This window comes from Paraburkholderia ferrariae NBRC 106233, from assembly GCF_000685035.1.
Lineage (GTDB): Bacteria > Pseudomonadota > Gammaproteobacteria > Burkholderiales > Burkholderiaceae > Paraburkholderia > Paraburkholderia ferrariae.
This window is the reverse complement of sequence record NZ_BAYB01000019.1, coordinates 113,873-128,273: the sequence shown is the minus strand read 5'-3', so window position 1 is coordinate 128,273 and position 14,401 is coordinate 113,873. Positions and strand designations below refer to the sequence as shown.

Below are 14,401 nucleotides of genomic sequence, written 5' to 3'. Positions count from 1 at the left end.
GGAAGCGGTTTATGGACCCAGCCGGTGCCTGGCGAGGCGGAATGGCCATGCCATTCTAACGATCAAATATACGCTCCAGATGACATCGCGTAATTCTGGATGCGCACCGTTACATCTTGTTACGCCGCGATGTCGCAAAACGACGACGTCAGAACCAGCCGATCATGCGATAGACATGAAACTGCGCGATACCGATCAATTCGTGCAGCGCCGTTTGCGCGCTTTCGAGATTGACGAGACGCGGCAGCCAGCCGGTGACCGCACGGCGCATGCCGGCCACGACGGGCACCGGCTCGGCGCCGAAGCGCCGGAAGTCGAGCAGCGCACGCGGCATATGGTAGGCCGAAGTTACGAGCAGGAGCGTCTCGGTGGCAGCGCCTGTGTCACCGTCGCCGTTTGTCTTACCGCCCGCGCCGCCGCCCGCGCCGCCGTTCGTGCTGTTCGTCCCGGCCGCAAGGAGCCGGGTCACGTTGCGGGCGTTTTGCCAGGTGGTGAGGCTGGTGTTTTCCAGCACGAGGTCGGCCGGGGCGACGCCGGCGCGCAGCAGATACGGCGCGTACGTATCGGCTTCGGTGGCGGCGTGATGCTCGGGATTGCCGCCGCTCACGATCACGCGGCAGATGCCGGCCGCCTGCGCGGCTGCTTGCGCACCGGCGGCCCGGCAGCGGCGGTACAGCGAAGCGGCCGTGGCGAGCCGCGCGTAGACGTCGCGTCGCGGCACCAGCACGCCTGCGTCGTTCACGTGCGTGCCGCCGCCCAGCACCACGATGGCCGTGCGCGGGCCGAACGCGATGGCGAGCGGCTTTGCCGGGTCATAGGGAGTGCGATACATCGGGGGTTGCGCGAAGTCGAGCAGCGTCGCGGTGAGCCAGCCCGACGCCAGCAGCCAGAAGAGCGCGGCACCCGCGACGGCCACGAGCACGCGCCCCCGTCGCCATACGGCGAAGAGGAGCACAAAAGCGGCAAGGAAAACGAATAGAATCAATTTGAATGAGGTAACGTATCATGTCCGGGATAAAGCACCTGCGCCCATGCGTCGCGAGCGTGGCGCCGCGCAGTCGTGCCGGAAGCGTCCTTGGCGCTTTCTCGGGGACCCGGACAACCTCGCGGTCCCGTCGTTTCCTCTGGCGGGGCGCGTGCATCGACGGCCGGCAGCGGCAGGCCGCCCTTTCCGTTTGGGGCGCTCGCATCGCTGCAAGGCTGCATTTTAAGAAAGAAGTGAGATGACCACGTATTCCAACGAAGCAGTGCTCGAAGCGTTGCGGCGGGTGCAGTATCGGCAGGTCCCGTGGGCGCGGCGTCCCGAAGTCTTTCAATATCTTCGCGATCTTGGCCTGATGGAGACGGTGCGCCAGCGTACAGTGGCCCCTGCACCCGGTTTCCACGCCCCTGTCGATATCGCGGTGCTCACCGATCTCGGCCGCGCCGAATTTGCGCGTCTTGCGCGCGACGAACGCTCACTTCAATGGCCTGCGCATCGCGCCGCCGGCTACGCGGCGCAGGGCGTGCCGCAAAGCGGCGTCACCGCCCGTCAATAGAGCTTTGCGGCCGAGGCGCGGCGTATCTGCGACTTTGTCCGCGCACGCCCAAAAAAAAGCCCGTATCGGACGATACGGGCTTACCGGAATTACTGCTGCCACGCTGTGCTTAATGGCCTTGAGTAGACCGCGGCCAAGGCGCCGGGGTTCCCGCAAAGTGCTCGCGAAACGATGAGGGTTTACATCCAGACCGGCACGCGCGCGAGCGCTCGGGCAGGGTTGGCGAACCCGGTAACTCAATGGCGCGGCGACGGCGGCTCGGGGCGCAGAGGCGGGGTGCGCTGGCGGGCATTGTCGGTGATGTCGGCGCGAAGGTCGCCGCGCGGCACCGCGGGACTGGGGCCGCCTTGCAGATGGCTGCCCGCCGGCGGCCAGCCTCCTTCGCGCGGAACATTCCAGCTTCCACCCTCAGGATGTTGGGGCTGTGCCTCGGCACTGGCCGGCACCAGCGCTGCGGCTAACACGGCGACAGCGGCGCAGGAGAGGGCGAGACTGGACAGTAAAGCCATGCTGCCCCGGATGAGCGGTCTCACGGATTGCATGACAGTCACCCGTCAAAGCGGGTTCTCGGCGTTTATAGACATAGGTCTACCGTAGCGCCGGCAGCGAAAGGGGGCTGTAAATATTGGTAAATAGATGTTTCGTCCGCTTCGCAACTGAGGGACGGCAACTGAGGAAAGGGAAGACGGAGGCGGTGCAGCACCCGCGGAAAGAAGAGCCCGCAAGCACCGGCAAGAGGCATCGGAAGAGAGCGGCTTTGCCTGCCGATGCATCGACAGCATCGGCGCCGCGAGAGAGGCCCGACCTGGCCGGGCACGCGCGGCGCCCGGCCGGAGAAGGCTCGAAGGCCGGTGCTCAGGCCATCTTGACCGGAGCGCGCCACGACTCCGGGTTGGTCCAGAACGCACCGCGCAGGCGGTCGCGGCTCGGCGGTGCCGGCGGCTTGGTGGCCGTTGCGCCAATCCGGCCGCGCAGCGAAATCTCGCGTCCGCTCGTGCCAAGGCGTTTCACGATCTCGGCAAGGGTGCCGTCAGCCTGCCACTCGTCGAAACGGCGGCGGCAGGTCGGCGGCGAGGGATAGCGGCCCGGCAGCTTGGACCAGCCTTCTCCCGTCGACAGGACCCACAGCACGGCGTTGACCACAGCACGCGCTTCGACGCGAGGCCGTCCGCGCCGTTCGCTCCGTGCGGGTTCCGCACAGAACAACGCCTCGACCAGCGCCCATTCGTTGTCTCTCAAATCGTCGAACAGCATCATGTCATTCACCTCAGCGAAGCTATCTCCGGTGCGCTGCCCCGCGCTGCGCACTCTTCATGTACTCCCGTCCGGAGGGCGGGGTACCAGGCGGGATCTCGAGGCGGCCGGATCTGTATCGTTTCCGGACCGTCCGTCGATCCTGTGCATGCCCTTATGCGAGAAGCGTGCCAACTCGTACGCTTTCGTCTCGGAGCCGCGTGGCATCAAGCCCGCGCGGGTGCTTGCCAGGGGCGTATTCGACTCGAAAACGCATGCCCCGGAAATCGGGAGAATCACCAATCTTGTGCAATCAGGCCCGCCAGGCGTGCGTTTGCGCCGTATTGCTGCACTGCGGCGAATAATCGGCCCCGCGGTTCACCGCGACGCAACGATTTGAGCGATAACTGGCATAAAATCGCATGAAAATTCCTGATTGATGAGTTAAGCCGATGAATGTGACGCTGCGGCAGTTGCGGGTGTTTATCGAGGTGGCGCGCCTCGCGAGCTTCAGCCGCGCGGGCGACCAGATCGGGCTCACACAGTCGGCGGTGAGCCGCTGCGTGCGCGAACTGGAGGCGGAGATCGGCGTGCGCCTTGTCGATCGGACGACGCGCGAGGTGCAGTTGACCGATGTCGGCGCCAATCTGATCGCGAGCATTTCGCGCCTGATCAGCGATCTCGACGATGCCCTGCGCGAGATCCGCGAGATCGGCGAGCAGCGGCGCGGGCGTGTGGTGGTGGCGGCGAGCCCGACCGTCGCCTGCCGCCTGATGCCGCAGGTGGTGGCCGACTGCGGCCGGCAGTTTCCCTACGTCACGCTCGGGCTGCGCGACGACGTGCAGAGCGATGTGGTGCACAAGGTGCGCTCCGGCGAGGTCGATTTCGGCGTGATCATCGGGCCCTTTGCGGCGGACGACCTCGAAACCGAGGCCCTCACGACCGATTCGTTCTGCGTGGTGGTGCGCCGCGATCACGAACTGGCGCGGCGCGAGCAGGTGGGCTGGCGCGAACTCGACGGCGAGCGGCTCGTCATGCTCGATTACGCGTCGGGCAGCCGGCCGCTGATCGACGCCGTGATGAGCGAGCACGGCGTGCGCGCGCCCGTGGTGCAGGAGCTCGGCCATTCGGCCACGGTGTTCGGGCTCGTCGAGGCGGGCGTGGGGATCAGCGTGCTGCCCTGGCTTGCGCTGCCGGTGCCGGCGGGCTCGTCGCTCGTTGCGCGGGCGCTGGTGCCGCGCGCCAAACGCACCGTGGAGTTGGTGCGACGCCGCGACCGCTCGCTGTCGCCTGCCGCGGAGGCTGTCTGGGCGTTGATCCGGCAGGTCGGCGGCCATCCCGAGGAACTGCGCTAGAGCGCGGCCTCGGTTGCGGGCTTCGGCTTCGCCTGTGTGGTGCGCGCGCTACACTGCGGTTTTTCACCCTTGCGCGATCCACGATGAGCCACGCCGACCCAACCTCACCCGGTTTCCCCACGCCGCCCATGCACGAGTTGCCGAACGCACGCGAGGCCGTGCGCGCGCTGCGTTCCTCGCAGATCCGCGAGGTCGCGAATGCGGGCTTCGGCGTGCCGGATGTGCTGCCGTTCTGGTTCGGCGAGTCGGACCGCGTGACGCCGCCTTTCATCCGCGAGGCCGCTGCCGAGGCGCTCGGGCGCGGCGACACCTTCTATACGCACAACCTCGGCATCGCGCCGCTGCGCGAAGTGCTCGCACGCTACGTGAGCGGTCTGCACGGCGCGACGGCGGCGGACAACGTGGCGGTGACGAGCGCGGGCGTGAACGCGCTGATGCTCGCCGCGCAACTGGTGACGGGCGCGGGCGACCGCGCCGTGGCGGTAACGCCGCTGTGGCCGAATCTCGTCGAGATTCCGAAGATTCTTGGCGCGACCGTCGAGACCGTGCCGCTCGTTTATGGCGAACGCGGCTGGGCGCTCGACCTCGAGCGCCTGCTCGCAACGCTGACGCCGGGCACGAAGCTGCTCATGATCAATTCGCCGAACAATCCGACCGGCTGGGTCATGACTCGCGACGAGCAGCGCGCGGTGCTCGATCACTGCCGGCGTCACGGCATCTGGATCGTTGCCGACGAGGTGTACGAGCGTCTCTATTATGCAGACGATTACGCGGGCGAGGACGACGCCACTGGCCGCACGGCGCCGTCCTTCCTCGATCTCGCCTCGCGCGACGAACGCCTGATCTGCGTCAATTCTTTCTCGAAAGCCTGGCTCATGACGGGCTGGCGGCTCGGCTGGATGGTCGCGCCGCGCGCGCTGATGGACGACCTCGGCAAGCTGGTGGAGTACAACACCTCGTGTACGCCTTCGTTCGTGCAGCAGGCCGGGATCGCCGCCGTCGAGCACGGCGAGCCGTTCACGCGCGCCCTCGTCGCGGATTTGCGCGCCTCGCGCGACCACCTCGCCGCGGCGCTCGCGCGTCTGCCGGGCGTGGACGTCAAGGTGCCGCATGGCGCGATGTACCTGTTTTTTCGGCTTCCCGGCGCACAGAACAGCCTCGAACTCTGCAAGGCGCTCGTGCGCGACGCGGGTCTCGGGCTCGCCCCGGGCAGCGCATTCGGCCCCGAGGGCGAGGGCTTCGTGCGCTGGTGCTACGCGTGCGACCCGGCACGGCTCGACGCTGGCGTGGAGCGGCTGGCCGGCTATCTGGCGGCGCGGGCGGGCCGCTGAACGCAGGCTGGCGACGCCCCGGGCGCGCGTGGCATGCTCGCTGCATGAGCGGGGCCGCGGCAATCGGTGCACACCGGGCGGGCGTCTTTACGCACCCGTGGTTTTTGCGTAATATGGCGCTCAGTCACGCGATTCCCTGCGGGAATTTCGCTGCTCCGTCCGGCTGGGTCTGGCTCGATTGCCTGTATTGCGACCCCCCGGTGCGTGCTCCCATCAATATGACCGATCAGAATCGGGCGAGCGCGTCTCCAGTTCCATATCGTCTCTGTCTGATCCGGTTCCTTGAACCCGACTTAAGGTCTGACCTGGCTGCATGAATACCCAAGAGGCGAAGATCGTCCTCGAGACTGCATTGATCTGCACGCAGGAGCCGCTGAAGATCGGCGAGCTGCGCAAACTGTTCGCCGACGACATTTCGGCCGACACGGTCCGCCACCTGCTCGAAGACCTGAAGGAAGAATGGTCCGGGCGCGGTGTGGAACTGGTGGGCCTCGCGTCCGGCTGGCGCTTCCAGAGCAAACCCGCGATGCGGACCTATCTGGACCGCCTGCACCCCGAAAAACCGCCGCGTTATTCGCGCGCGGTGCTCGAAACGCTCGCCATCATCGCGTACCGGCAGCCGGTCACGCGGGGCGATATCGAGGAAATTCGCGGCGTCACGGTCAATACGCAGGTCGTCAAGCAGCTCGAGGATCGCAACTGGATCGAAGTGATCGGTCATCGCGACGTGCCGGGGCGCCCGGCGCTCTATGCGACGACGCGGCACTTTCTCGATGATCTCGGATTGAAGGCGCTGGACGAGCTGCCGGCGCTCGACGACCCGTCGGCGCAGATGGGCGAGCAGTTGCTCGCGCAGCACGCCATCGAATTCCCGGAGAGCGAAGCGGCGCAATTGCTCGCGGCGGGTCTGGGCGGTGACGCTCCGTCTGATCTGCCTGCGGATGACGTTGCCGAGGCAGACGAAGCGCAGGTGGGCGAGATCGCCGAAGCGGAGTCCGGCGCGGATACCGGGGAACCGGCCGCGTTGAAGACGTTCGAAGCGGCGCAAGAGGTTCAGGTGGCCGGGGTGGCTGAGCTGGCCTGCACAGTCGACGAACCCGCCGAACCCGCCGAAGCCGGCTTGACCGATGCGCCGGAGGCTGTCGAAACCGCACAGCCGGAGCGCGCGACCGAGGCCCATGCCGTGCGGCACGACAGCATCGAAGCCGAACAACACGGCGCCGGCGAGATCGGCAGTGCAAACGAGACCAGCGCAAGCGCGGCCACGCAGGACGAGCCGCGCGACGCAAACGTTGCAGGCGCGAAGCCGCAACCCGAAGCGCGCGAGGCAGCGCCTCGCGCCGGGCAGAACGAGCCCGCTGCGCAGAAGGCGTACTGGCCGTACCCGGTCGCCACGCCCGAAAGCGACGGCTGAAACGAACACGAACGCCGCCAGGACGCGGCGCAGGACGACCCCCGTCTCGACGACGGGCAACGAAGCCGCTCATCGCGGCGTCTGACGTAACAAGCACTTGACGCGCCCCGCAAGCGGGCGCGCAACCTGACATTTTGAGGTTGTTTTGACTGATATCCACGACACCGATTCGACCGACGCGTCCGAATCTTCGCGCCGCGCGGCTTCCGCGCATGCCGACGAACCGCGTGAGCGCGAAGCGGCAGGTGTTGCCGCCGAGGGTGGCGAAGGCGAAGACCGTCCGCGCCGCGGCCTGCGCCGCGGGCCCCGCAGCCTGATCGCGCGCCGCCGCGCGGGGGCGAAGACCAAGGCTGCCGATGCGGCGCCGGTCGAGGGTGAGAGCGCTGCCGCCGAAACGCCGTCGGAAAGCGAAGCTGCCGCACCGGCGCGCGCGCCGCGCAAGGAAGGCGGCGCGAAGAAGCCGGGCCGCCGCAAGGATGCGGCGCCGGGCGCCGAGCCGGCGCAGACGCAGGATGCGAAGCCCGCGGGCAAGGGCCCGAAGGGCCGTCAGGGCGAAGGCAAGGGCCGCCGCGAGGGCAAGGGGCGCGCCGCGCAGGCTCAAGGTCAGCAGGGCCAGGCCGCCGCTGCGGGCGAGGGCGCGCAGGACGATTTGTTCCTGTACGTCACGTCGCCGGCGTTCGACGCCGACAACTCCGCGGGCGGCGGCGTGCGTGCGCCGATGCTGCGCCACGGCCGCGCGCAGCAGCCCAAGCGCGTGCTGAGCGCGGACGACGACGCGCCGAAGCTGCACAAGGTGCTCGCCGACGCGGGCATGGGCTCGCGCCGCGACATGGAAGAGCTGATCGTGGCGGGCCGCGTTTCCGTGAACGGCGAACCGGCGCACATCGGCCAGCGCATTCTGCCGACCGACCAGGTCCGCGTGAACGGCAAACCGATCAAGCGCAAGCTGCCGAACAAGCCGCCGCGCGTGCTGCTCTACCACAAGCCGACCGGCGAAATCGTGAGCCATGCCGATCCGGACGGCCGTCCGTCGGTGTTCGACCGCCTGCCGCCGATGAAGACCGCGAAATGGCTGGCCGTCGGCCGTCTCGACTTCAATACCGAAGGTCTGCTGATGCTGACCACCTCGGGCGATCTGGCCAACCGCTTCATGCATCCGCGCTATAGCGTGGAGCGCGAGTACGCGGTGCGCGTGGTCGGCGAGCTTTCCGAGGGCAACCGCCAGAAGCTGCTCAAGGGCGTCGAGCTCGACGACGGTCCGGCGAACTTCCTGCGCATCCGCGATGGCGGCGGCGAAGGCACGAATCACTGGTACCACGTGGCGCTGGCCGAAGGCCGCAACCGCGAGGTGCGCCGCATGTTCGAAGCGGTCGGCCTGATGGTGAGCCGCCTGATCCGCACGCGCCACGGCCCGATCGCGCTGCCGCGCGGTCTCAAGCGCGGCCGCTGGGAAGAGCTCGAGGACAATCAGGTGCGCAGCCTGATGGCGGCCGTGGGCCTGAAGGCGCCGGCCGAAGAGAAGGGCGGCCGCGGCGGCAATGCGCCGGAGCGCCGTCAGCCCGATCCGATGCAGACGTCGATGGGCTTCATCAACCGCGAGCCGGTGCTGAGTTCGCACGGCGCCATGGCGCAGCCGCGTCAGGGTCGCCGCGGTGCGGCCGGCGGCGGTTTCGGCTCGGGTACCGGTGGTTTCGGCGCCGGTATGGGCGGCGGCGCGGGTGGCGGGCGCAACGGCAATCGCCCCAGCCGCGAAGTCGATGGCAACCGCGCGCCGGCCAACGGCAAGCGCGCGAGCGGCGGCTTTGCCAACGGCAACCGCCGCGGCGCTCAGGGCGGCAACGGCAATGGCAACGGTAACGGCGGCAATGCCGGCGGCAACCGTACGCCGGGCAACAACCGGGGCGGTCAGCGCGGCGCGCAGCGCAATCGCACGCGCGGTCACTAAGACGCTTCCCGGGGACGCTTCCCCGGGGGCTTTGCCGCGAGCGGATCGGCGCCCGGGAAGAGGGCCATCGGCGGCCTGGTTGAGGCTGCGCACCGCGCTCGTCAATCGGGTCGTCAAGCCTTTCCAGACAGGCATTTAGCGCCGTCCGGTTTGCGCTGGTGTCAAAAAAAGGCTACAATCTCGAAGTCGCTGGGCGTGCGGCTTTGATTTGCGCCCCAGGTGCGACCACCTTGGCAATAAAAGAAGATGGGCGTTTCGCCCATTTTTTTTTGGTCCGGCCGTTTGGGCAAGAAGCAAGCAAAAAGCGGATCAGCAGCGTCGGTTTATGCGAGGTGCGTCATCCATGGGGTTGGGCAAAGTGCAGGAGCGCGCGCTCATCTGGCGCGCGGCCTGCAGATCCGGAACCTGGCTGGAACCGGAGTGGTAACTGAGGAACCTCAGTACGTTGCTGGCCTCTCGCGCGAATATCTGGAGCAGGCATAGTGCAACTGACGGAACTGATTGAAACCACGGTCACCGGGCTCGGCTACGAGCTGGTCGATATCGAGCGCACCGGGCGCGGCATGCTGACGATCTACATCGATCAGCCGGCCGGCATCGCGATCGAGGATTGCGAGAAGGTCACGCGTCAGCTGCAGCACGTTCTGACCGTCGAAAACATCGACTACGAGCGGCTCGAAGTCTCGTCGCCCGGTCTCGATCGCCCGCTGAAAAAGCTCGCGGACTTCGAACGCTTCGCAGGCTGCGAGGCGGTTATCACGTTGAAAAAGCCATTGGACGGACGGAAATCGTACCGGGGCATCGTGCATGCGCCCGAAGGCGAGACCATCGGTCTGGAATTCGAAGGGAAGGCAGGTCCCGCGATGCTGGATTTCACGCTCGCGGACATCGACAAAGCACGCCTTGTCCCCAAAGTTGACTTTAGGAGCCGCAAACAATGAGTCGCGAAGTGTTGATGCTGGTGGACGCGCTGGCACGCGAGAAGAATGTCGACAAGGACGTGGTGTTTGCCGCCCTTGAAGCGGCGCTGGCGTCCGCCTCCAAGAAACTCTTCGACGAAGATGCGGACATCCGCGTGCAGATCGACCGCGAAAGCGGCGAGCACGAGACGTTCCGCCGCTGGCGCGTCGTGCCTGACGAAGCGGGCCTGCAGGAGCCGGATCAGGAGATCCTGCTGTTCGAGGCGCGCGAGCAGAAGCCCGACGCCCAGATCGACGATTTCATCGAGCAGCCGGTGCCCTCGGTCGAGTTCGGCCGCATCGGCGCGCAGGCCGCCAAGCAGGTGATCCTGCAGAAAGTGCGCGACGCCGAGCGCGAGCAGATCCTGAACGATTTCCTCGAGCGCGGCGAAAGCATCATGACCGGCACGGTCAAGCGCATGGACAAGGGCAACTTCATCGTCGAATCGGGCCGTGTCGAAGCGCTGCTGCGCCGCGACCAGCTGATCCCGAAGGAAAACCTGCGCGTGGGCGACCGCGTGCGCGCCTGGATCGGCAAGGTCGACCGCACGGCGCGCGGCCCGCAGATCGAGCTGTCGCGCACGGCGCCCGAGTTCCTGATGAAGCTCTTCGAAATGGAAGTGCCGGAAATCGAGCAGGGCCTTCTCGAGATCAAGGCGGCGGCGCGCGATCCGGGCGTGCGCGCCAAGATCGGCGTGGTGGCCTACGACAAGCGTATCGACCCGATCGGCACCTGCGTCGGCATTCGCGGTTCGCGCGTGCAGGCCGTGCGCAACGAGCTCGGTGGCGAAAACGTGGACATCGTGCTATGGTCGGAAGATCCCGCCCAGTTCGTCATCGGCGCGCTCGCGCCTGCAGCCGTGCAATCCATCGTCGTCGACGAGGAGAAGCACGCGATGGACGTCGTCGTGGACGAGAGCGAGCTTGCGGTCGCCATTGGCCGCAGCGGCCAGAACGTGCGTCTTGCCAGCGAACTCACCGGCTGGCAGATCAACATCATGACGCCGGACGAAAGCGCGCAGAAGCAGAACCAGGAGCGCACGGTGCTGCGCGACCTGTTCATGGCGCGCCTCGACGTTGACGAAGAAGTCGCCGATATCCTGATCGACGAAGGCTTCACGAGCCTCGAAGAGATCGCCTACGTGCCGCTGAACGAAATGCTCGAGATCGAGGCGTTCGACGAGGACACCGTGCACGAGCTGCGCAACCGCGCGCGCGACGCGCTGCTCACGCAGGCTATCGCCAACGAAGAGAAGGTGGAAAGCGCCGCGCTGGACCTGAAGAGCCTGGACGGCATCGACGCCGATCTGCTCGCGAAGCTGGCGCAGCACGAGATTCACACCCGCGACGAGCTTGCCGAGCTGGCCGTGGACGAACTCACCGAAATGACGGGGATGGAAGAGGACACCGCGAAAGCGTTGATCATGAAGGCACGTGAACACTGGTTTCAATGACCTGGCAACAGGCATGAAGCCGGTGGCAAACGAGCAGGAAGCGACCATGACCCACTGAACCAATCGCGGCCGGCACGCCGCCCATGAGCGGGTGCCGGGGCCGCATGAACCGATGTCAACCGCAAGGAATCGCTCCTTGCATTAAGAGGAATGAATGGCGAGTAACAACGTAGCCCAATTTGCCGCGGAACTGAAAATGCCTGCAGGCGTGCTGCTGGAGCAGCTTCAGGCAGCGGGCGTGCAGAAAGCGAACGAGACCGATGCCTTGTCGGAAACGGACAAGGCGCGTCTGCTCGACCACTTGCGCAAGTCCCACGGCTCGACCGACGCGGACAAGCGCAAGATCACGCTGACGAAACGGCATACGTCGGAGATCAAGCAGTCCGATTCGACGGGTAAGGCTCGCACCATTCAGGTCGAGGTGCGCAAGAAGCGCACTTTCGTCCGCCGCGACGAGTCCGCCGGTGAGGCGGACGCATCGAATCATGCAGTCGACGCAGCCGCTGCCGCCGAAGAGGCGGAGCTGCAGCGCCGCGAGGAAGAAGCGCGCCGCGAGGCCGAACTGCTCGAGCGCCAGGCTCAGGAGTTGAAGGAGCGCCAGGAGCGTCTCGCGCGTGAAGAGGCCGAGCGCCGCTCACGCGAAGAGGCTGCCGAAGCCGAGCGCCGCCGCGCCGAGGAAGAAGCTGCGAAGAAGAAGAGCACGGCCGAAACCGTTGCGCGCGAGCTGGCCGTCGAGGCCGAGCGCAATGCGGCCGAGGCCCAGGCGAAGCAGGAGCAGCAGGACCAGCAGGAAGAGCAGCGCGCCGCCGCCGAGCGCGCGGCGCAGCGCGAAGCGGCCCAGAAGGCCGAGGCCGCTGCACGCGAAGCCGCCGAAAAGGCGCAGAAGGAACAGGAAGAGATCGCCCGCCGCCGTGCGGCTGCCGAAGCCGAAGCGCGTGCGATCCGCGAAATGATGAACACGCCGCGCAAGGCGCAGGTGAAGGCGCCCGAGCCGCCCAAGCCGGTCGAGCCGCCCAAGCCCGCCGAAGCGAAGGGCACGCTGCACAAGCCGGCGCGCCCCGAAGGCGCGGCACGCCCGGCCGGTGCAGGCGCAGCGGCGAAGCGTCCCGCAACCGCAGCGGCTCCGTCGGCGAATGCGCCGTCGGCACCGGGTGCCGGCGCGGGCGACCGCAACAAGAAACCGGGCGCCGGCAAGGGCGGCTGGCAGGACGACGCCGCCAAGCGCCGCGGCATCAAGACGCGCGGCGATTCGTCGGGCGGCGTGGACCGCGGCTGGCGCGGCGGCCCGAAGGGCCGCGGCAAGCACCAGGATAGCGCTTCGTCGTTCCAGGCGCCGACCGAGCCGATCGTGCGTGAAGTGCACGTGCCGGAAACCATCACCGTGGCCGACCTCGCGCACAAGATGTCCGTGAAGGCGTCGGAAGTCATCAAGGTGATGATGAAGATGGGCCAGATGGTCACCATCAACCAGATGCTGGACCAGGAAACGGCGATGATCATCGTCGAAGAACTGGGCCACAGTGCCGTTGCCGCGAAGCTGGACGATCCGGAAGCGCTGCTGGTCGAAGGCCAGGCAAGCGCAACGGACGCAGAGCAACTGCCGCGTCCGCCGGTCGTGACCGTGATGGGTCACGTCGACCACGGCAAGACCTCGCTGCTCGACTACATCCGCCGCGCGAAAGTCGCAGCGGGCGAAGCGGGCGGCATTACGCAGCACATCGGCGCTTACCACGTCGAAACGCCGCGTGGCGTCATTACCTTCCTCGACACCCCGGGTCACGAAGCCTTCACGGCCATGCGTGCGCGCGGTGCGAAGGCAACCGACATCGTCATTCTGGTGGTCGCGGCCGACGACGGCGTGATGCCGCAGACAAAGGAAGCGATTTCGCACGCGAAGGCGGGCGGCGTGCCGCTCGTCGTGGCGATCAACAAGATCGACAAGCCGGATGCGAATCTGGAGCGCGTGAAGCAGGAACTCGTCGCGGAAGGCGTCGTGCCGGAAGAGTACGGCGGCGACTCGCCGTTCGTGCCGGTGTCGGCGAAGACGGGTGCCGGTATCGACGATTTGCTCGAAAACGTGCTGCTGCAAGCCGAAGTGCTGGAACTGACGGCGCCGGTCGAAGCGCCCGCGAAGGGCATCGTGATCGAAGCGAAGCTCGACAAGGGCAAGGGTCCGGTCGCAACCGTGCTCGTGCAGTCGGGTACGCTGAACCGCGGCGACGTCGTGCTGGCAGGCAGCGCCTACGGCCGCGTGCGTGCGATGCTGGACGAGACGGGCAAGCCGACGAAGGAAGCCGGTCCGTCGATTCCGGTCGAAATCCAGGGTCTGTCGGAAGTGCCGGCGGCGGGCGAGGAAGTCATCGTCCTGCCGGACGAGCGCAAGGCGCGCGAAATCGCGCTGTTCCGTCAAGGCAAGTTCCGCGACGTCAAGCTCGCGAAGCAACAAGCCGCGAAGCTCGAAAACATGCTCGAGCAGATGGGCGAAGGCGAAGTGCAGAACCTGCCGCTCATCGTCAAGGCCGACGTGCAGGGCTCGCAGGAAGCGCTGGTTCACGCGCTCCTCAAGCTCTCGACGAGCGAAGTGCGCGTGCAGATCGTGCACGGCGCGGTGGGCGGCATCAGCGAAAACGACGTCAACCTGGCAACGGCTTCGAAGGCGGTCATCATCGGCTTCAACACGCGTGCCGATGCGCAGGCCCGCAAGCTGGCCGAGGCAAACGGCGTGGACATCCGCTACTACAACATCATCTACGACGCCGTGGATGAGGTGAAGGCGGCGATGTCGGGCATGCTGGCGCCGGAGAAGCGCGAAGTCGTGACCGGCATGGTCGAAGTGCGTGCGGTCTTCAAGGTGCCGAAGGTCGGCGCCGTGGCGGGCTGTATGGTCACGGACGGTTTCGTCAAGCGTTCGTCGTCGGTGCGCGTGCTGCGCAACAACGTGGTCATCCACACCGGCGAACTCGACTCGCTCAAGCGCTTCAAGGACGACGTCAAGGAAGTCAAGCAGGGCTTCGAGTGCGGTATGTCGATCAAGAACTTCAACGACATCGTCGAAGGCGATCAGTTCGAGGTGTTCGAGATCACCGAAGTCGCGCGTACGCTGTAATTCTCAGGCGCTACGCAATGCGGGCGGGGCGGGCGCTGGCCGGCTCCGCCCGTTTGTTTTTTTGCA

The 14,401-nt window shown here is 66.8% G+C and carries 9 protein-coding genes and 1 pseudogene; 8 read left to right on the top strand and 2 right to left on the bottom strand.

Going from position 1 to position 14,401, the window contains the following annotated elements; all coding sequences use genetic code 11:
- Positions 1 to 148: 148 nt before the first annotated feature.
- Entirely contained in the window at positions 149 to 916 is a 768-nt protein-coding gene (locus BFE01S_RS20975; protein WP_407668234.1) for a YdcF family protein, read from the bottom strand.
- Between the two features lie 307 nt (positions 917 to 1,223).
- Between BFE01S_RS20975 and BFE01S_RS20970 the strand changes: the two genes are divergently transcribed.
- Positions 1,224 to 1,538 (top strand): hypothetical protein, encoded by a 315-nt coding sequence (locus BFE01S_RS20970; RefSeq protein ID WP_028227189.1) that lies wholly within the window; start codon positions 1,224 to 1,226, stop codon positions 1,536 to 1,538.
- Between the two features lie 858 nt (positions 1,539 to 2,396).
- Here BFE01S_RS20970 and BFE01S_RS20960 read toward each other — a convergent pair.
- Positions 2,397 to 2,792: pseudogene (locus BFE01S_RS20960) on the bottom strand (transposase); the annotation flags it as partial.
- Positions 2,793 to 3,223: 431 nt separating this feature from the next.
- On the opposite strand from BFE01S_RS20960, the gene BFE01S_RS20955 reads away from it, so the two are divergent.
- The 7 genes from BFE01S_RS20955 (at position 3,224) to infB (ending at position 14,335) form a co-directional block, all read left to right on the top strand.
- Positions 3,224 to 4,126, top strand: coding sequence for a LysR family transcriptional regulator (locus tag BFE01S_RS20955; protein ID WP_028227187.1), 903 nt, complete (start codon positions 3,224 to 3,226; stop codon positions 4,124 to 4,126).
- Between the two features lie 83 nt (positions 4,127 to 4,209).
- Positions 4,210 to 5,457 carry a pyridoxal phosphate-dependent aminotransferase gene (locus BFE01S_RS20950; RefSeq protein ID WP_042338116.1) on the top strand — a complete coding sequence of 416 codons (1,248 nt, stop codon included), beginning with the start codon at positions 4,210 to 4,212 and terminating at the stop codon, positions 5,455 to 5,457.
- A 313-nt stretch (positions 5,458 to 5,770) separates the two neighbouring features.
- Entirely contained in the window at positions 5,771 to 6,871 is a 1,101-nt protein-coding gene (scpB, locus tag BFE01S_RS39515) for an SMC-Scp complex subunit ScpB (RefSeq protein ID WP_042338114.1), read from the top strand.
- Positions 6,872 to 7,016: 145 nt separating this feature from the next.
- On the top strand, positions 7,017 to 8,816 hold the full coding sequence (rluB, locus tag BFE01S_RS20940; RefSeq protein ID WP_028227185.1) for a 23S rRNA pseudouridine(2605) synthase RluB: 1,800 nt from the start codon (positions 7,017 to 7,019) through the stop codon (positions 8,814 to 8,816).
- Positions 8,817 to 9,298: 482 nt separating this feature from the next.
- Complete coding sequence (gene rimP / locus BFE01S_RS20935; protein ID WP_028227184.1) at positions 9,299 to 9,757, top strand: ribosome maturation factor RimP; 459 nt, start codon at positions 9,299 to 9,301, stop codon at positions 9,755 to 9,757.
- Positions 9,754 to 11,229, top strand: a complete 1,476-nt coding sequence (gene nusA / locus BFE01S_RS20930; RefSeq protein WP_028227183.1) for a transcription termination factor NusA — start codon at positions 9,754 to 9,756, stop codon at positions 11,227 to 11,229. Before rimP ends, nusA begins: the two co-directional genes overlap by 4 nt.
- Before the next feature lie 154 nt (positions 11,230 to 11,383).
- Positions 11,384 to 14,335: a translation initiation factor IF-2 gene (infB, locus tag BFE01S_RS20925; protein WP_028227182.1), complete on the top strand. Its 2,952-nt coding sequence runs from the start codon at positions 11,384 to 11,386 to the stop codon at positions 14,333 to 14,335.
- Positions 14,336 to 14,401: the final 66 nt, after the last annotated feature.